The sequence below is a fragment of the Pseudomonas sp. MEJ086 genome (assembly GCF_030209025.1).
Classification (GTDB): Bacteria; Pseudomonadota; Gammaproteobacteria; order Pseudomonadales; family Pseudomonadaceae; genus Aquipseudomonas; species Aquipseudomonas fulva_A.
Genome location: NZ_JARVSV010000025.1, coordinates 14,858 through 31,311, shown reverse-complemented (window position 1 = coordinate 31,311; position 16,454 = coordinate 14,858). Strand labels below are relative to the sequence as shown.

Annotated in this window: 18 protein-coding genes; 7 read left to right on the top strand and 11 right to left on the bottom strand. The window is 63.2% G+C overall.

The window, feature by feature from the left end:
• Window positions 1-35: 35 nt before the first annotated feature.
• Complete coding sequence (locus tag QRN22_RS16310) at window positions 36-344, top strand: hypothetical protein (protein WP_042553792.1); 309 nt, start codon at window positions 36-38, stop codon at window positions 342-344.
• 3 nt (window positions 345-347) lie between these two features.
• Here the strand turns inward: QRN22_RS16310 and QRN22_RS16305 are convergent, their stop codons facing one another.
• Entirely contained in the window at window positions 348-956 is a 609-nt protein-coding gene (locus QRN22_RS16305) for a flavin reductase family protein (protein WP_042553793.1), read from the bottom strand.
• 48 nt (window positions 957-1,004) lie between these two features.
• Complete coding sequence (locus tag QRN22_RS16300; protein WP_042553794.1) at window positions 1,005-1,277, bottom strand: hypothetical protein; 273 nt, start codon at window positions 1,275-1,277, stop codon at window positions 1,005-1,007.
• Between the two features lie 141 nt (window positions 1,278-1,418).
• On the opposite strand from QRN22_RS16300, the gene QRN22_RS16295 reads away from it, so the two are divergent.
• Window positions 1,419-2,468 (top strand): patatin-like phospholipase family protein, encoded by a 1,050-nt coding sequence (locus tag QRN22_RS16295; protein WP_042553795.1) that lies wholly within the window; start codon window positions 1,419-1,421, stop codon window positions 2,466-2,468.
• Between the two features lie 13 nt (window positions 2,469-2,481).
• Here QRN22_RS16295 and QRN22_RS16290 read toward each other — a convergent pair whose 3' ends face one another.
• The 8 genes from QRN22_RS16290 to QRN22_RS16255 all read right to left on the bottom strand — a co-directional run bounded on the left by QRN22_RS16290 (window position 2,482) and on the right by QRN22_RS16255 (window position 8,770).
• Complete coding sequence (locus QRN22_RS16290) at window positions 2,482-3,555, bottom strand: AI-2E family transporter (protein ID WP_042553796.1); 1,074 nt, start codon at window positions 3,553-3,555, stop codon at window positions 2,482-2,484.
• A 46-nt stretch (window positions 3,556-3,601) separates the two neighbouring features.
• Window positions 3,602-4,402: a DUF4892 domain-containing protein gene (locus tag QRN22_RS16285; protein ID WP_042553797.1), complete on the bottom strand. Its 801-nt coding sequence runs from the start codon at window positions 4,400-4,402 to the stop codon at window positions 3,602-3,604.
• 159 nt (window positions 4,403-4,561) lie between these two features.
• Window positions 4,562-5,425, bottom strand: coding sequence for an alpha/beta hydrolase (locus QRN22_RS16280; RefSeq protein ID WP_042553798.1), 864 nt, complete (start codon window positions 5,423-5,425; stop codon window positions 4,562-4,564).
• The gene (locus tag QRN22_RS16275) at window positions 5,422-6,225 is read right to left on the bottom strand and encodes an alpha/beta fold hydrolase (RefSeq protein WP_042553799.1); all 804 of its coding nucleotides are present in this window, start codon (window positions 6,223-6,225) and stop codon (window positions 5,422-5,424) included. The genes QRN22_RS16280 and QRN22_RS16275 overlap by 4 nt, the downstream gene beginning before the upstream one ends.
• Window positions 6,226-6,381: 156 nt before the next feature.
• Entirely contained in the window at window positions 6,382-6,825 is a 444-nt protein-coding gene (locus tag QRN22_RS16270; protein ID WP_042553800.1) for a hotdog fold thioesterase, read from the bottom strand.
• Between the two features lie 97 nt (window positions 6,826-6,922).
• A complete protein-coding gene (sixA, locus tag QRN22_RS16265; protein WP_042553801.1) occupies window positions 6,923-7,387 on the bottom strand; it encodes a phosphohistidine phosphatase SixA in 465 nt (154 codons plus the stop codon).
• Window positions 7,388-7,397: 10 nt separating this feature from the next.
• Entirely contained in the window at window positions 7,398-7,736 is a 339-nt protein-coding gene (locus QRN22_RS16260; protein WP_042553802.1) for a DUF4389 domain-containing protein, read from the bottom strand.
• Between the two features lie 11 nt (window positions 7,737-7,747).
• The gene (locus tag QRN22_RS16255) at window positions 7,748-8,770 is read right to left on the bottom strand and encodes an NAD(P)H-dependent glycerol-3-phosphate dehydrogenase (protein WP_042553803.1); all 1,023 of its coding nucleotides are present in this window, start codon (window positions 8,768-8,770) and stop codon (window positions 7,748-7,750) included.
• Between the two features lie 190 nt (window positions 8,771-8,960).
• Between QRN22_RS16255 and QRN22_RS16250 the strand changes: the two genes are divergently transcribed.
• The 5 genes from QRN22_RS16250 (at window position 8,961) to fabB (ending at window position 15,879) form a co-directional block, all read left to right on the top strand.
• The gene (locus QRN22_RS16250; RefSeq protein ID WP_042553832.1) at window positions 8,961-11,066 is read left to right on the top strand and encodes a TonB-dependent receptor plug domain-containing protein; all 2,106 of its coding nucleotides are present in this window, start codon (window positions 8,961-8,963) and stop codon (window positions 11,064-11,066) included.
• Window positions 11,067-11,990: an ABC transporter substrate-binding protein gene (locus tag QRN22_RS16245; RefSeq protein ID WP_042553804.1), complete on the top strand. Its 924-nt coding sequence runs from the start codon at window positions 11,067-11,069 to the stop codon at window positions 11,988-11,990. It abuts the gene before it with no gap.
• Window positions 11,987-13,900 carry an ATP-binding protein gene (locus tag QRN22_RS16240; protein ID WP_042553805.1) on the top strand — a complete coding sequence of 638 codons (1,914 nt, stop codon included), beginning with the start codon at window positions 11,987-11,989 and terminating at the stop codon, window positions 13,898-13,900. The genes QRN22_RS16245 and QRN22_RS16240 overlap by 4 nt, the downstream gene beginning before the upstream one ends.
• Window positions 13,901-14,130: 230 nt before the next feature.
• Window positions 14,131-14,646: a 3-hydroxyacyl-[acyl-carrier-protein] dehydratase FabA gene (gene fabA, locus QRN22_RS16235; RefSeq protein ID WP_042553806.1), complete on the top strand. Its 516-nt coding sequence runs from the start codon at window positions 14,131-14,133 to the stop codon at window positions 14,644-14,646.
• Between the two features lie 12 nt (window positions 14,647-14,658).
• Entirely contained in the window at window positions 14,659-15,879 is a 1,221-nt protein-coding gene (fabB, locus tag QRN22_RS16230; RefSeq protein WP_042553807.1) for a beta-ketoacyl-ACP synthase I, read from the top strand.
• 91 nt (window positions 15,880-15,970) lie between these two features.
• Here fabB and QRN22_RS16225 read toward each other — a convergent pair whose 3' ends face one another.
• Complete coding sequence (locus QRN22_RS16225; protein ID WP_042553808.1) at window positions 15,971-16,435, bottom strand: DUF3859 domain-containing protein; 465 nt, start codon at window positions 16,433-16,435, stop codon at window positions 15,971-15,973.
• Window positions 16,436-16,454: the final 19 nt, after the last annotated feature.

Below are 16,454 nucleotides of genomic sequence, written 5' to 3'. Positions count from 1 at the left end.
TACTGAGCCGACAGAGCGTCGGCAGGACACCGACCATGCCCAGTACCTCGCGCAACAACCTCTACCCCTCGATCCTGCTGCTGGGCGCTCTGCTGACCAGCGGCCAGGCTTTCGCCGAGATGGCTGGCGGTGAGGTGGGCATCCGCCTGGCTGTGCACAGCGCCTGTCAGGTCGACAGCCTTGCCGAGAGCCAGGGGCTGCTGCTGACCAACCACGATTGCCGGGACGGTTACCGCATTCGCTACCAGAATGCCGACACGCGCATCGATCGCGAAGCGCTGGCACAGACCGTCACACGGCTGGACGAGCGCTCGCCACGCTCACGCATCGAACTCTACTGGTAGAACTCAGCTCGGTCGTTGCAAATCGAAGGTGTCGCGGGTTCTGCTGTAAGCGGTACCGCCCAGGCGCCCGACCAGATCGAGACGATGCGGGTCGATACGGCCTTTTTCGTTGAGCACGCCATCGTCCACATGGGCGAGCAGCACCTCGGCGAAGATCAGGTGATGATTGGGGTGCTGCTGCGGGTAGCCGATGATTTCCGCCACCCGGCATTCGAATGCCACGGCTGCTCCAGCCACGCGGGGCGGAGCGACCCGAGTGCTGGGAATCGATGCGATCGCGCAATGTTCGAATTCGCTGCTGCTGCGCGGCAGGATCGCGGCGCTGGCATTCATCGCCTCGACCTGCGCGAACGACACCAGATGGATCACCAGCTCACCGGTTTCCTGAGCGTTGCGCAGGGTGTCCTTGAGGGCGCCGTCATCACGGGTGCCGACGTTGACCATCAGGGTCGCCGGCTCATCGCTTATTACCTGGAAAAAACTGAAGGGCGCCAGGTTGGCGACGCCCTCCCCTGAGAGACTCGACACCCAGGCGATTGGCCTGGGCGTGACGGTTGCAGCGAGCCAGCGGTAACGGTCCAGCGGGGTCAGATTGGCGAAGTCGAGCAACATCCCATTCTCCAGCGAGTCGAGTGGCTGCCAGCTTACTCCAGTCAGGCGTCAGCGGCCCGCCCGAGACTCACGGATATAGAACCGAGCTTTCTCCGACTTGTTGGTGCAGCCGCGGAAAGCTTCGAACTGTTGCTGAGTTTTCGCCGCTGTCATCAGCGATGCCGCCTTGGAGTAACTGACGGTTCCGGCAAAGCCTTCGGCCTTGGCCAGGTCGAGTTCCTGCCACGCGGCATCCAGCTGGGTCGCACAGCTGTCGCGGTAGGAGGTGGTCGCTGAGCAGCCCGCCAACAGCGCAATCGGTAAGAGAATCCAGGCTTTCATGTCGCATACTCCAGAGGTTGTCCGGCAATCATGTTGCCGGTGCTGATTATGACGGCGCGCCGAAGAAAAAGTGCCACTATCACAGGCACTGCCATGGCACATGATTGGCAGTAACCAGAGTGGACCTTCAGGGGGAGCAGGATGAGCAAGAAAGTGGCCCTGGTATTGGGCTCCGGCGGTGCACGGGGTTACGCGCATATTGGCGTGATCGAGGAACTGGAAGCACGCGGCTACGAGATAGGCTGCGTCGCTGGCTGCTCCATGGGCGCCGTGGTCGGCGGCATCTATGCGGCCGGCAAGCTGAAGGATTACAGCGACTGGACACAGAGCCTCGATTACCTGGATGTGCTACGTCTGCTCGACGTGAGCTTTCGTCTGGGCGCCATTCGTGGCGAAAAGGTCTTCGGGCGGATTCGCGACATCGTCGGCGAAATCAATATCGAAGCGCTGAACATCCCTTTCACGGCCGTGGCCACCGACCTTACCAACCAGCAGGAAATCTGGTTCCAGGAAGGTTGCCTGCATCAGGCGATGCGCGCCTCGGCGGCGATTCCCAGCCTGTTCACACCCGTCATTCAGGGCAAGCGCATGCTGGTCGATGGTGGCCTGCTCAACCCCTTGCCAATCGTGCCGGTGGTGTCCAGCCATTGCGATCTGATCATCGCCGTCAACCTCAATTCGGCACAACAGCAGCACTATCAGTTGCCGGTGATCGAACGCACGCCGGCGCTCAAAGGCCGCTTCGATCAACTGATGGCATCACTGGGTTCACGGCTGCCGTCGTTGCGCCGCAAGGGTGGCGAGGACGACCAGCTTCTGCTGCTGGAAAACCGTGTTCAACCAACGACTCCGCTGCAGCCCGATCTGTGGCTGCAGGACCCGGTCGATCCTCACGCCCAGCAGCCCGCGGCAGCACCACAGAGTGGCGCCGCACCGAAATCGGCAAGTGGCTCGCGGGTCGCCAACATGGTCGGGCCGGCGTCGCTGCTGGAGCTGATCAACCAGAGCTTCGAGGTCATGCAGACATCGCTGTCGCAGTACAAGATCGCCGGCTATCCGCCGGACATCCTGATCAACGTGCCCAAGCGGGTGTGTCGTTTCTTCGAGTTCTACAAGGCGCCGGAGCTGATCATGCTGGGTCGGCAGATTGCCAGGGACACACTCGACAAATACGAACGCGGCGACCACTGAAGGGCGCCGCCATTCAGCCTGGAGGCGTACGCTCTTCGCGCGGAGGGAGCCCGGCTGGTGCCTTGTGTGCGACCCAGTCGCTGAGCAGGCTGTAGGCAACCGCCAGCAGGGTCGGCCCGAGGAACAGGCCCATGAAGCCGAACGCCAGAATGCCGCCGAACACGCCGAGCAGCACCACCACCAGCGGCAGGTTGCCGCCGCGGCTGATGAGGTACGGTTTGAGGATGTTGTCCACGCCGCTGATGATGAAGAAGCCCCAGATACCGAGGAAGATCGCCATGCCGATCTCGCCTTGCCAGACCAGCCAGGCCACCGCCGGCCCCCAGATCAGTGGCGGCACCATGATCAGGCTGCAGGCGAAGGTGAGCAGGCCCAGCAACAGGGCGCCTGGAATGCCAGCGATCATGAAGCCGATGTAGGCGAGAATCGCCTGCGCGACCGCAGTGCCCAGCACGCCGTTCACCACCCGCTGCACGGTTCCGGCCACCAGCTCGAGGTAATGCTCGGCGCGGTCGCCGATCAGCCGCTCGAGCAGGCTTTCGACGAACGCCGCCAGCCGAGGGCCATCTCGATAGAAGAAGAACACCAGAATCAGGCTCAGCGCCAGCTCGAGAATGCCTCCACCGATCTTGGCACTGCGCACCAGCAGGAAGTTGCCGACCTGGCCGAGATAAGGCTGCACCGTGGCAAACAGCGCCGAGCCCTGCTGATCGAGGGTTTCCCAGATGCCGACCAGGCGCGCACCGACCAGAGGGACCGAGTGCAACCAGGTCGGCGGGGGTGGCAGGCCTTCGACCTGAAACCCCTTGATCACGGCGGTGGCATCGCGAATGTGATCGGCCAGATTGACGCCAAGCATGACCAGAGGCACCGCGACCAGCACGATCCAGACGCCGGTCAGCAGCCCGGCAGCGACGGACTGTCGCCCCTTGAGCAGGCGCGTCAGCCAGCGCATCACCGGCCAACTGGCGAAGGACAGCACGGCGGCCCAGAACAGCGCCGACCAGAACGGCGCCAGCACCCAGAGGCTGGCGCCCAGCAACCCCAGTAGCAGGATCTGCACCAGCAAACGGTCGTTATTCGGCATTTTTCAGTGTTTCCAGAAAACCAGACTCAGGCCCTGATGGGCGCGTTCAACGTAGCACGTCGATGCGCAAACCGTCGCCGTCGCTCTCACCGAGTTCCAGGCGAGCCGCCCTCACCCGCTGCTCGATCAGCGCTTCTCGCCAGGCTTCGGCATGCGCACCGGACAAGCTGACACGCAAGGTACTGTCCTGATTGAGGCTACGCGCCAGGAGCTCCGTCCATTCTTCCTGAGGTTCTTCCTGCCCGGGCAGCCGCAGGTCGCCGGTGCTTTTCAGCTGACGCAGCAGAGTGGCAGGCGTGGGCAGCACTTTCGCCAATGGCTGGCTGGCTGCCAGCAACTCGGCATGCAGGTAGGCACGGCGGTTGCCACGGGTGATGCTGTACAGCGCTACGAGGCTGTCCTGATTGGGTTCGGCCAGGCGCAGCAAAGCATAGGCCTGCTGATCATCGGAACCGTACAGGGTCGAATTGCCGAACACCGCGTTGGCCCACAGGCTGCTGGACCCGCACTCGCGGCCCTCGCACCAGTAAAGGATGTGGGCGTCCTTATCCTGCAGCGCTTCGCGCGCGGCGGAAAACACTTCATTGGCATTATGGGTGCGTGGCAGCTCATAGGTGATAGCGGTGAGCTGCCCGGTGACGAGTACCTCGCGCTCGTAACGCAGGCGCCCGCTGATACGGCGGATGGTGCCTTGCGGATAGAGCCGCTCCTGATCGGCCTGCTCCTTGAACGTGACGATTTCACTGCCGGGAAAGCGCGGCAATACATCGAGATCGCGGCTGCCCGCTACATCAGCAGTGGCAGCGGCGCTGACCAGCATCAGGGGAAACAGGTAACTCAGACGCATGAAGCCCCTCGTTGCTCAGTCGGGTCGAGGGTCTGCGAGGCAGGTGGCAGAGCGTGAACAGCATCAGACGGGAGCAGCGCTTCCAGCGCGACGGTATACATGTCGGTCATGCGGGTCTCCATTGCAATGCCGACACCTTTCCCCAGTTGCAGCAGGCCGTCAAGGCGCGTTCAGGAAAGGATTGAAACAGTCTGCTACGAGTTGCGCCCCGCGCTCGTCGTCCAGATGCAGATGATGCCCTCCTGGCAGCCGCTCGACGCTGATCGCCGTCGCCGCCAGCAAGCCTTGCAGGCCCTCACGCTGCGCCAGCAGGCCATGCTCGGCCAATACCAGGCTGGTCGGGCAGCGCAGCGCCGCCACGAAGGCCTGTACATGGGCGCGGGTCAGGCGCAAGGGCGTCGGTAACGTCAGGCGGTTGTCGGTACGCCAGGTGTAGCCGCCAGGCACGGGCATCAGCCCACGCTGCGCGAGCAGCTCGGCGGCCTCGAAACTGACCAGCCCCACGCCGCGCTGGCGCACCTGGGCGGCACGCTCCAGGCTCGGGTAAACCGGCTTGCGCTTGGCCGACAGGGCCAGTTGCGCACGCAGCGAGTCGCCCAGGTTGGCCACCGCAGCATCGGCCTCGGTGGTCGGCGGAACCAGGCCATCGATCAATGCCAGACGCTGCACACGCTCGGCGAAAGTGGCGGCCAGCACGAGCGAGACGATCGCGCCCATCGAATGGCCGAGCAGGCTGAAGCGCTGCCAGCCGAACTGCTCGGCGACCAGCAGTACGTCGTGCACGTAATCCCAGAGTGCATAGCCGGCGCCAGGCGGACGATGGTCCGAATGGCCATGACCCGCGAAATCCAGGGCCACGATGCGCAGCCCTGAAAGCTTCGGGGCCAGCCGGGCGAAGCTCGCGGCATTGTCGAGCCAGCCATGCAGGGCGATTACCGGGATACCGTCTTCCGGACCATGTAGCTGGGCAGCCAGCTCGATATGCGGCAGCCGGAGCCGCACCTCTTCGAACCCGAGGCTCATGGAATGGCCTCTACAGGTTGTTGCCAGCGCGCGAACAGCACGCGAATCAGTTGCGCTGTCTCGTTCGGGTGCTCCAGAGGAAACATGTGGCCGCCAGGCAACGTGAGGAACTCGCCAAGCGGTGCACGGCGCGCCATGCGGCCATGATGGGCCAGTACCACACGGCTCTGGGCGCCCTTGACCAGCGCCAGCGGCACCTGCAACTGCTGTGGCAGCCCGGGGCTGGTGTGCGGGACACTGCGGTAGATGCTGATTTCGGTAGCGGCCTCGAAACGCAACCTCATGCCATCCTGGTGGAGGTGCAGACCATGCTCGACATAGGCATCCAGGCAATCGGGATCGAAGCGACTGAACAGCGCCCGCTCGGCGAAGTATTGGCGCGCCTCCAGGGCATCGGCAAACGCCTCGCGGCGCCCCAGGGTGCGCCTGGCTGGGGTCAGACGGTCGATGAAACCAAACCGTTTGGCAGCGTGAATCACCATCTGATCGGCACGGCTCAGCACAGGCGAGTCGAGCATCACCACACCGCGGTAAAGATCGGGCCTGCGCAACGCCGCATGGTAGTGCAGCACACCACCCAGCGAATGGCCCACACCCCACACCGGCCCGGCGCAAAGCTGCAGATGATGCAACAGCTCATCGACCAGATTGCTCCAGTTGTCATTCACCGGGAAGCGCGGGTCGTGCGCGTGCTGTGCCAGATGCTGTACCCGGTACTCCGGTGCGAGCGCGGCGAACAGCTTGCCGTAGGTCCCCGATGGGAAGCCGTTGGCGTGGGCGAAGAAGATGAGCTGGGACATGGTCGTCGCGCTGGTGGCAGGCAATGCGGGGATTGTCAGCCAGCCCCCAGCCCACGGCAATGACCGTAACGGTCAGGAAGGACGACGCTCCGGCCAAATTCCGCCCCCAGGGCTATCGATCTCGGCGCACAGCACCGGCCGAAAAGCCAGCAGCGCCTAACGCTCGGGCGGCGGGCTGCCGTGGGGCACGATGGCCATGGTAAGCCGCGAGATGCAACTGGTCTTGCCATCCTCGCCGCTGAGGCGGATATCCCATACATGGGTGGTACGGCCCAGATGCACCGGTTTGGCCACTGCGGTGACACGCCCCGAGCGCAGGCCCCGCAAATGGTTGGCATTGACCTCCAGGCCCACGCAGAAAAACCGTTGCGTATCGATGCACAGGTAACTGGCCGTGGAACCCAGGCTTTCCGCCAGCACCACCGACGCGCCGCCATGCAGCAGGCCGTAGGGCTGATGGGTACGCGCATCGACCACCATGCTGGCGGTGATTGACTCGTCATCGAAGGACTCGAAGCGAATGTCCAGCAACTCGCCGATGGTGTTGCGCTGGGCAGCATTGATTTCATCGAGGTTTGGGGGCTGTCGCCAAAGGCTCATGGTCGATCCTTGTCATTAGCGGTGGACTCTACCGGCTCGCCTGCGATGGCGAGCACAGCAGGATCGTGACACAGCGCCCACGCCTTGCGCAGCCGTATCAGCGCAGGTCGGGATGGGCCAGCAGCTCGAGCGACATCAGCCCGGCAATCAGCTCTTCACCTTCGAGCATCGCCAGGCTGGCGGTATGCATGGAAAGCGGCTGCTGCCGATGACCATGTACCAGCAGCCCGCCGAGCGCGCCGATGAAGGGCTGATGGGAAACCAGCAGAAGCTCCTGGCCCGAGAGGCGCTGAAGCTTGCCCAGGCTGTCACGGGGATCGCTTTCCGGGGTCAGCCAGGGAACCGTGTGCAGTTCGGCGCTCGACGCCAGGGCATCGCGCACCAGCGCGGCTGTCTGCTGAGCCCGCACATAGGGGCTTACGAATATCGCGTCCAGCGAACGGCCACGCAGGAGCTCGAGGGACTGGCGCACTTCGTCACGACCGTAGTCCGTCAGCTCCCGCTGGGCATCGGTGCGTGCTTCAGGGTGGGCCTGGCCATGGCGCAACAACCAGATTCTCATGGCTGATGACTCACAGTTTCGGCTCCTCGTCCCTGGCCGGCGGCACGTCCGGCTGCACGCTGTGCGCAAATTCGCCCTGCGCTGGGCGCGGCGTGGGCCAGTCGGCGAACGGCCAGGGCTTGGACTCGCTGTTGAACGTGCCGAAACGGCCGATCTGGGCCAGATACTGGCTGAGGCTGTCGCCGAAACCCAGCAAACCAGCATTTGGCGCGCCGTATACCAGGCGACAGATCAGTTGCAGCAGAACCACACCGGCCAGCAGCAGCTCGGCCACTTGCCAGACCAGCAGGAACAGCAACATCCAGACGATGCGTAACCCGATGGGCTCGCCTTTTTGGTGCTCACTCATATACGAATCCCTCAGAAGCCAGTGGCTGGAATGAAATCGACATCGGTCTTGGGCTCTGCGCGCATCAGCGCCTCGATCACCTGATCCAGGGTGCGCCCCTCGAACAGGATCGCATGCAGCCCGGCGACCAGCGGCATATAGACTTGCAACTCGTCGGACTTGGCCTTGAGTACCCTGATAGTGTTGACCCCTTCGGCAACCTCACCGAGACGCTGGACGGCATCTTCCAGGCTCAGGCCCTCGCCGAGCGCAAAGCCGACCTGATAATTGCGGCTTTTCGGCGACGAGCAGGTAACGATCAGATCACCGACCCCGGCAAGACCGAGGAAAGTCATGGGATTGGCCCCCAGATGCACGGCGAAACGGGTCATTTCAGCCAGTGCCCGGGTGATCAGCATGCTCTTGGTGTTTTCGCCCATGCCAAGCGCCGCCGCCATGCCGGCGATGATCGCGTAGACATTCTTCAGCGCACCGCCAAGCTCGACGCCAAAGCGGTCGGTGCTGGCGTAGACGCGGAAGGTGCGTCCGTGCAGAACCGCCTGAACCTCACGGCACAGGGCCTCGTCTTCACTGGCGACGACCGTGGCGGTCAGCGTATGCGCAGCGATTTCCTTCGCCAGGTTCGGCCCGGAAAGCACGCCGATACGCGCCTCGGGGGCAACCTCCTCGAGGATCTGGCTCATCAGCTTGAATGTCTGCGCCTCGATGCCCTTGGTGGTGCTGACCAGCATCTTGCCGGCCAGCAGCGCCGACACGGGTTGCAGCACCTGACGCAATGCGCTGGACGGCAAGGCCACGAACGCCAGTGCGCAGCTGTTCAGCGCAGCCGACAGATCGGTGGTCGGCTCGACACCGTCGAGCACCTTGACACCCTTGAGATAGCGGGGATTTTCGCGGTTGACCCGAATGGCCTCGGCCTGCACGGGGTCACGCATCCAGTGCAGAACCCGATGACCATTCTGCGCCAGCAGGTTGGCGATGGCGGTGCCGAAGCTGCCGCCGCCAAGCACCGCGATAGGTTGCTGTTGAGTCATGACCGATCCGTAGTGAGCCCTGTGGTAATAACGGCATTATACGGGTCACTCGCGCCAGGACCAGCCTTGCCACTGCAGGCCCCGGTAGATCGACCCTTGAACTAAAATCGGTGTTTTACCGACACATGGCTGGCAACGCCGCGCCGCTCGGTTAACATGCACCACACTGCGCGAACAGGGTCGTTGCGTGATCAAAGCCTCCCCTCCTCTCAAACTTCTGCTGCTGGCGCTCCTGGCCAATGGCGACGCCGTGGCCGATGACCTGTTCAGCGGCGGCCGGGCGGTTCCCGAAGTATTGACCGCCACGCGCCTGAAACAGGCGCCCGCTGCGGTGCCTGGTAGCGTGACGGTGCTCGACGGCGCCCTGATCAGGGCCAGCGGAGCACGCGATATCGCCGAGTTGCTGCGCCTGGTGCCGGGCATGATGGTCGGCTACCGCAACGGCAATCAGCCGACACTCAACTACCACGGCTCCAGCGCCTCGGAAGCACGCCGCCTGCAGGTGATGGTCGACGGCCGTTCGGTGTATCACCCAGGCTTGGCGACCGTCGACTGGTCGGACATTCCAGTGGCCCTGGAAGACATCGAGCGTATCGAGGTATTTCGCGGCCCCAATACCGTGAGCTATGGCGCCAATGCGCTGATGGGGGTCGTCAACATCTTCACCCGACGCCCGGGAGACAGTCACGGCACTCGCCTCAAGGTCACCCGCGGGCAACGCGGCATCGCCGATTACTACGCCAGCCAGGGCAGCAACTGGGACACGGGGGCGATGCGCCTGTCGATCAGCGGCCAGCAGGACGACGGCTTCGACCACGATGAATTTGATGCGCCCTACCGTGACAGCCGCCGTCTCGAGCGCATCAACCTGTCGGTCAGCCATCAGCTCGATGAACGCCAGAGCCTGGACTGGCAACTTGCCGCGAAGGAAGGCAGCAATCAGCGCCCCTACCTCTATGAGCCTCTGTTTCCAGGTATCGGTCTGGGCGATACCGACTCTGACATCAAGGCGCGAGACTACGCCGGCTCGCTGCGCTGGAGCTTCGACCAGACGGCCAACCACAGCCTGTCGCTACAGAGTTCCGTCCAGCACTGGGAGCGCCTGGAAAACTGGCGAGCGTGCGAAGCGGAAATCGCCTTCAGCCCTCAGCTCGCCGAGCTATGGTCACTCAATCCCGGGTACGTGACGCGCTTCACCCGCAATCCATTCGGCAGCGTGCCTGCGGGTACCACCCAGGAACGCGCGCTGGCGACGCAAATTCAGCAGCAACTGGCGTCGGGGGCGACTCGCGAGGTCTGCGGCACGGCCAACCAGAACATCCGCGAAACCCGTTACGACCTCGAACTGCAGGACACCCTCAGCCTTGCCGATAACCTGCGGCTGCTCAGCGGCCTGGGTTATCGCTACGACCAGGCAGACTCGGAGACTTTTTTCAGCGGCCGTCTCAGCAACCAGATATGGCGCCTGTTCGGCCACCTCGAATGGCAGGTGGACGACCACTGGCTGCTGCAAGGCGGTGCCATGCTCGAGGACGATCGGCTCACCGGGTCGTCGCTGACCCCACGCCTCGCCGTCAACTACCTGATCACCCCGCGACACGGCCTGCGCGCTGTCTACTCGGAGGCGCTGCGTTCGCCCGACATGTACGAGAACAACGTCGACTGGCGCTACCGAATTCGCGGCCTGCAGCCACAGCCATTCGGTCAGCGCGATGCCTACTACTTCATCAATGCGAAGGGACCGCGCGATCTCGAGCAGGAAGTCATACGGTCCCACGAGCTGGGTTACAACGGCCTGTTCGCCGAAGCGGGTGTCAGCGTCGACGTGAAGCTGTTCTACGACGAAATCCACAACATGATCAGCGAACCGCTGCGCGTCGATCGCTTCGCGCCCAACAACACCCATCGCATGCGTTTCAGCGGCGCGGAAACCCAGCTGGACTGGAATCTCGGCGTGCACGACCGCCTGCGTCTGACCTACGCCTACGTCGACCACAGCGCCACCAGCAAGACCGACCAGCGCCTAACCGCCCGCAACAGCGGCTCTGCCGGCTGGTTGCGTGACTGGGGGCTGGGCTGGTCGAGCGGCTTGTTCTACTACGCTGCGGATCGCCTCAACGAGCGCCGCTTCGAGCGCATGGACCTGCGCCTGGCCAAACGCACGCCCATAGGCCGCAGCCAACTGGAAGTGGCAGGCGTGCTGCAGTGGCGTCTGGATGACGAAGCCCTGACCTGGCGCGAGAACAACTACGACGAGCCCCGCCTGTTCTACCTCAGCGCCGAGCTCGAATTCTAGATGGCTGCCAACCGCTCGATGGCATGGCCAGGCAACCGCACGTGGGTGCGCTGCGCGCTGCTCGTGCTGTGTCTGCTGCAATCCCCGTCACAGGCTGCCGAGCTGCTGCTGAGCAGCGCTGGGGACACCAGCGTTCTGCATGGCTTCGGCACCGCGCTGGCGGCGGCGCGCCCCCAGGATCGTGTGCGTATCGTGCCCCTCAACGAAATGCCGCCGCTCAACGAACTGTCAGCCGATACCCGCCTCATTCTCTTTGGCCAGCCAGCTCTGGCCTGGCGCGTCAGCTCGCAAGACGGCCCGGCGACGCTGGTGCTGCAGGTCAACAGGACCCAGGCCCGGGCGACCCTTGGCGAACGCACCCCGGCCAACCTCAGCGTGCTCTGGCAGGATGCTGCACCGCTGCGCCAGCTGCGTCTGGCAAAACGTCTGCTGCCGCATATCGATAGGGTCGGCGTGCTGCATGACCAGCACAGTGCGTTTCTGCTCGACGAGATCCAGCAAGCGGCCAGCAGCCTGGGCCTGAAGATCGTTTCGCAGGGCTGGCAGAATACCCGCGACAACCGCCCCCTGCTGAGCCTGCTGCGCGACAGCGACATACTGCTTGGCGTTGCCGACGATGATCTGTACAACCCGCAAACCGCCAAGAACCTGCTGCTGACCAGCTATGGACAGCAGCACGCGCTGATCGGCCCCAGCGCCGGCTTCGTCCGCGCCGGTAGCCTGGCCAGTACCTACAGCGACCAGAACGATTGGCTGACCACCCTTGGCCAGTTGCTCGATCAGCCGCCGCAAAGCTGGCCTCATGGCACCTACTCGAACACATTCAAAGTACTTGGCAATCCTCAGGTAGCCCGCGCCCTCGCCGTGGACCTACCCAGTGACGAGGATCTCGCCAGGCATCTGTCAGAAGGAGAAACGCCATGAAACTGTGGCGCGGCTGGAACATCCACATCCGCACCCAGCTCATCAGTGTCGGCCCCGCCCTGCTGCTGACGCTTCTGCTGACCGGGTTTCTGACCTTCAATCGCCTGCAGGACCTGCGGGTCGAGATCAACCACACCGGACAGCTGATCGCCAGCCAACTCGCTCCGGCCACGGAATATGGGGTGATCTCGGGCAACGGCAAGGTGCTGGAGTCATTGCTGCAGGCCACCCTGAAAACACCTCACGTACGCTTCGTGGAAGTACGCGATCGCGACGACAACATCCTGGTCTACCTCGAGCAGCAGTCCGAACACCTGCAGGCCGGTCACGGCCATATCGAGATATTCCAGTCGCCCATCCAGCAGCAGCAGGTCGATCTGGGCTCGGATTTCATCCAGGAAAATGCCAACGCCTCCTCGCCACTCACCGGCGACTACCTGGGCCGCGTCGTCGTCGGCATGTCCGGTGAAGCCTTCAACACGCGCCAGCAGGAGATTCTCTTCAAGGTCGCGATGCTGGTGCTGTTTGCGCTGTTGCTGACCTTCCTGCTCGCCCGGCGCCTCGCCAGCCGCCTGTCGCGGCCGTTGAGCGCGATGAGCGATGCGGTGACGGCGATCCAGAGCGGCAACTATCAGACGACGCTCCCGGAAGTGGGCGGCCGCGAACTGGTTACCCTGGCGCGGCACATCAACAACCTCGCCAGCGGTCTCAACAACGCGGCCCTGGAGCAACAGCAGGCCATGACTCTGCTGATCAAGGCCCGTGAGGAGTCCGAACTGGCCAACCGCGCCAAATCGGACTTCCTGGCGATGATGAGCCACGAACTGCGCACCCCCATGAACGGCGTTCTGGGTATGCTGCAATTGCTGGAAACCACCGACATGAACCAGGAGCAGAGTGAATATGCCGCCCTGGCGACCGAGTCGACCGAACACCTGCTCAAGGTGATCAACGACATCCTGGATTTCTCGCGGATCGAACGCGGGGCGCTGGAACTCGAACTGATCAGTTTCAATCTGTCGGTGCTGCTGAAAACCGCGCTGCAAGCCTTCCAGCACAGCGCTCAGCAGCGCGGCCTGGCGCTGCGTCTGGAGCTTGGCGAGGCCCTGCCATCACTGCAGGTGCAGGGCGACCCCACCCGTCTGCGCCAGATTCTGGTCAACCTGATCGGCAACGCCCTGAAATTCACCGAGCGTGGCGAGGTACGGGTCGAGGCCCACTGGCAGGCTCTGGACAATCAGGTGCTGTGGTTCACCTGCAGCGTCCACGACACCGGCATCGGTATCAGCAGCGAACGCCTGGAAACCATGTTCGACGCCTTCCAGCAGGCCGACAATTCGATTTCCCGCCGCTATGGCGGTACCGGCCTGGGCCTGCCTATCGCCCGTACGCTGGCGGAACGCATGGGCGGCACCCTGAGGGCACAGAGCGAGCCGGGCCATGGTTCCTGCTTCACTCTGGAGATTCCTTTGCCGTTTTCGGCGCAACAGCCGCAATCGCTACCCGAAACCTCGATTTCCGAGCCTGCATTACAGGAAGCCCACTCGGTGCTGCTGGTGGAGGATAATGCGGTCAATCAGACGGTGATCGAGGCCATGCTGCGCAGCCTGGGCTATCAGGTCACCCTGGTCGTCGACGGAGTGCAAGCCGTATCGGCGGTCAGCCAGGGCCATTTCGCGGCGGTGCTGATGGACTGCCGCCTGCCGATCATGGACGGTTACGAGGCTACCCGGCGCATCCGCGAGCTGGGCACGCGGGGCAAGCTGCCGATCATCGCCCTGACCGCCAATGCCCTGCAGGGCGACCGTGAGGCCTGCTTGCAGGCTGGAATGAACGATTACCTCGCCAAACCGTTCAAACGCATGGAACTGCAGGAATTGCTCGATCGCTGGCTGTCACCCAACCATTAGATGACTAGTCATATCGACGGAAATGTTGCACGCTTGCTGGTTGAAGTGGGCGTCAAAGGGGCATTTGTGACACCATTGGCCGCAGCAGAGTACAACTGTACTCACCACACTGTGACTTTCACCACAACGCAACAGTCTATGACTAGGCTGCTGGCAGGCGCATCACCGATGCGCAGCCGGCCAGGACGATTTACCCAGCCGAGGCGCGTGGGGATTATTGAGGAGCTCGCATGACCAAACAAAACGCCTTCACCCAGGAAGATCTGTTGCGCTGCAGCCGCGGCGAACTGTTCGGCCCGGGTAATGCGCAACTGCCCGCCCCCAACATGTTGATGATCGATCGCATCGTCCACATCAGCGAAACGGGCGGCAAGTACGGCAAGGGCGAAATTGTCGCAGAGCTCGATATCAATCCTGATCTGTGGTTCTTCGGCTGCCACTTCGAAGGTGATCCGGTGATGCCGGGCTGCCTGGGCCTCGATGCCATGTGGCAGCTGGTTGGCTTCTTCCTCGGCTGGCAGGGCAACCCTGGCCGCGGCCGTGCGCTGGGTTCGGGCGAAGTCAAATTCTTCGGCCAGGTTCTACCTACCGCCAAGAAAGTCACCTACAACATCCATATCAAACGCACCATCACCCGTTCGCTGATCCTGGCAATCGCCGATGGCAGCGTGAGTGTCGATGGTCGCGAGATCTACAGTGCCGAAAGCCTGCGCGTCGGCCTGTTCACTTCCACCGACAGTTTCTAAAGGATCCTTTCCATGCGTCGCGTCGTTATTACCGGTCTAGGCATCGTTTCCTGCCTGGGCAATGACAAAGAAACCGTCTCCGCCAACCTTCGCGCTGGCCGCCCCGGTATCCGCTTCAATCCGGAATACGCCGAAAAGGGTCTGCGCAGCCATGTATCGGGCTCCGTTGACCTGAACCTGGAAGAATTGATCGACCGCAAGCTGTTCCGCTTCATGGGTGATGCCGCGGCCTACGCCTACCTGGCGATGGATCAGGCGATCAAGGATTCCGGTCTCAGCGAAGATCAGGTCTCGAACCCACGCACCGGCCTGATCGCTGGTTCCGGTGGCGCGTCCACGCTGAACCAGATGGAAGCCATCGACACCCTGCGCGAGAAAGGCGTCAAGCGCGTTGGCCCGTACCGCGTGACCCGCACCATGGGCAGCACCGTTTCCGCCTGTCTGGCGACCCCGTTCAAGATCAAGGGCGTCAACTTCTCCATTTCCTCGGCTTGCGCCACCAGTGCGCATTGCATCGGCCAGGCCATGGAGCAGATCCAGCTCGGCAAGCAGGACGTCGTCTTCGCCGGCGGTGGTGAGGAAGAACACTGGAGCCAGAGCTGCCTGTTCGACGCCATGGGCGCCCTCTCCACCCAGTACAACGACACCCCGGAAAAGGCCTCCCGCGCTTACGACGCCCAACGTGACGGTTTCGTCATCGCTGGTGGCGGCGGCATGGTGGTCGTCGAGGAACTGGAGCACGCACTGGCCCGCGGAGCCAAGATCTACGCCGAAATCGTCGGCTATGGTGCCACGTCCGATGGTTACGACATGGTTGCCCCGAGCGGCGAAGGCGCGGTGCGCTGCATGCAGCAGGCGCTGGCCACCGTCGACACCCCGATCGACTACCTGAACACCCACGGCACCTCGACTCCGGTCGGTGACGTTGCGGAAATGAAGGGTGTACGCGAAGTGTTCGGCGCCAAGGCTCCAGCCATCAGCTCCACCAAGAGCCTCTCCGGCCACAGCCTGGGCGCAGCCGGTGTACACGAGGCGATCTACTGCCTGCTGATGATGGAAGGCAACTTCATCACCGCCTCGGCCAACATCGAGGAGCTGGACCCGGCTGTCGCTGATCTGCCGATCCTGCGTGAGACCCGCGAAGATGCCAAGCTGGACACCATCATGTCCAACAGCTTCGGCTTCGGTGGCACCAACGCCACCCTGGTACTGAAGCGCTGGGCCGGCAACTGATAACTGCCTGATACGAAAAACGGCGCCTTTGGGCGCCGTTTTTTATGCTCCGGGTTTATCACTACAAGCCCGGGTAGTGTATTTCGGCGCTTCAGCGCACCTCGAAGCGCTGCTCGGCCAACTTGCGGTCACCCTGGAAAAGCAGGAAATGCCACTCGCCGGGCACCACTTCGTTATTCTCGGAGAACTCGAATGCCATGACGTCCTGCGAGGCGTCGGGCACCAGTTTCTGCGTGACCACGAACTTGTCGCGGCGCTGGCCATCGCTACCGGTCACGCCCGGAGTGAGGTACAGCAGCGTCAGCGGCTCGCCGTCGACGGTCTTGCCGGTCAGCGTGTAGCGCATGCCGAACTTGGTGCCCAGCTTGGCCGGCACCACGCGGGTCTGCTCGATCTCCTGACTGGATCGGGTAAGCACGCGCTCGCCCGGCTGGAAATCCTTGTGCTGACTGATGAAGACACCGTACTCGACCGGCCCCTGTACGCGAACTTCAGCCTGAGCCAGACCTGCTGCCAGCAGCAGCGCCGTCATCGTTGCGAATCTGATGTGTTGCATCTCACGCTCCTTCTTTGGA

Coding starts and splice junctions, on each gene's coding strand:
- QRN22_RS16310 (WP_042553792.1), top strand. CDS start 36: ATGCCCAGTACCTCGCGCAACAACCTCTACCCCTCGATCCTGCTGCTG.
- QRN22_RS16305 (WP_042553793.1), bottom strand. CDS start 956: ATGTTGCTCGACTTCGCCAATCTGACCCCGCTGGACCGTTACCGCTGG.
- QRN22_RS16300 (WP_042553794.1), bottom strand. CDS start 1,277: ATGAAAGCCTGGATTCTCTTACCGATTGCGCTGTTGGCGGGCTGCTCA.
- QRN22_RS16295 (WP_042553795.1), top strand. CDS start 1,419: ATGAGCAAGAAAGTGGCCCTGGTATTGGGCTCCGGCGGTGCACGGGGT.
- QRN22_RS16290 (WP_042553796.1), bottom strand. CDS start 3,555: ATGCCGAATAACGACCGTTTGCTGGTGCAGATCCTGCTACTGGGGTTG.
- QRN22_RS16285 (WP_042553797.1), bottom strand. CDS start 4,402: ATGCGTCTGAGTTACCTGTTTCCCCTGATGCTGGTCAGCGCCGCTGCC.
- QRN22_RS16280 (WP_042553798.1), bottom strand. CDS start 5,425: ATGAGCCTCGGGTTCGAAGAGGTGCGGCTCCGGCTGCCGCATATCGAG.
- QRN22_RS16275 (WP_042553799.1), bottom strand. CDS start 6,225: ATGTCCCAGCTCATCTTCTTCGCCCACGCCAACGGCTTCCCATCGGGG.
- QRN22_RS16270 (WP_042553800.1), bottom strand. CDS start 6,825: ATGAGCCTTTGGCGACAGCCCCCAAACCTCGATGAAATCAATGCTGCC.
- sixA (WP_042553801.1), bottom strand. CDS start 7,387: ATGAGAATCTGGTTGTTGCGCCATGGCCAGGCCCACCCTGAAGCACGC.
- QRN22_RS16260 (WP_042553802.1), bottom strand. CDS start 7,736: ATGAGTGAGCACCAAAAAGGCGAGCCCATCGGGTTACGCATCGTCTGG.
- QRN22_RS16255 (WP_042553803.1), bottom strand. CDS start 8,770: ATGACTCAACAGCAACCTATCGCGGTGCTTGGCGGCGGCAGCTTCGGC.
- QRN22_RS16245 (WP_042553804.1), top strand. CDS start 11,067: ATGGCTGCCAACCGCTCGATGGCATGGCCAGGCAACCGCACGTGGGTG.
- QRN22_RS16240 (WP_042553805.1), top strand. CDS start 11,987: ATGAAACTGTGGCGCGGCTGGAACATCCACATCCGCACCCAGCTCATC.
- fabA (WP_042553806.1), top strand. CDS start 14,131: ATGACCAAACAAAACGCCTTCACCCAGGAAGATCTGTTGCGCTGCAGC.
- fabB (WP_042553807.1), top strand. CDS start 14,659: ATGCGTCGCGTCGTTATTACCGGTCTAGGCATCGTTTCCTGCCTGGGC.
- QRN22_RS16225 (WP_042553808.1), bottom strand. CDS start 16,435: ATGCAACACATCAGATTCGCAACGATGACGGCGCTGCTGCTGGCAGCA.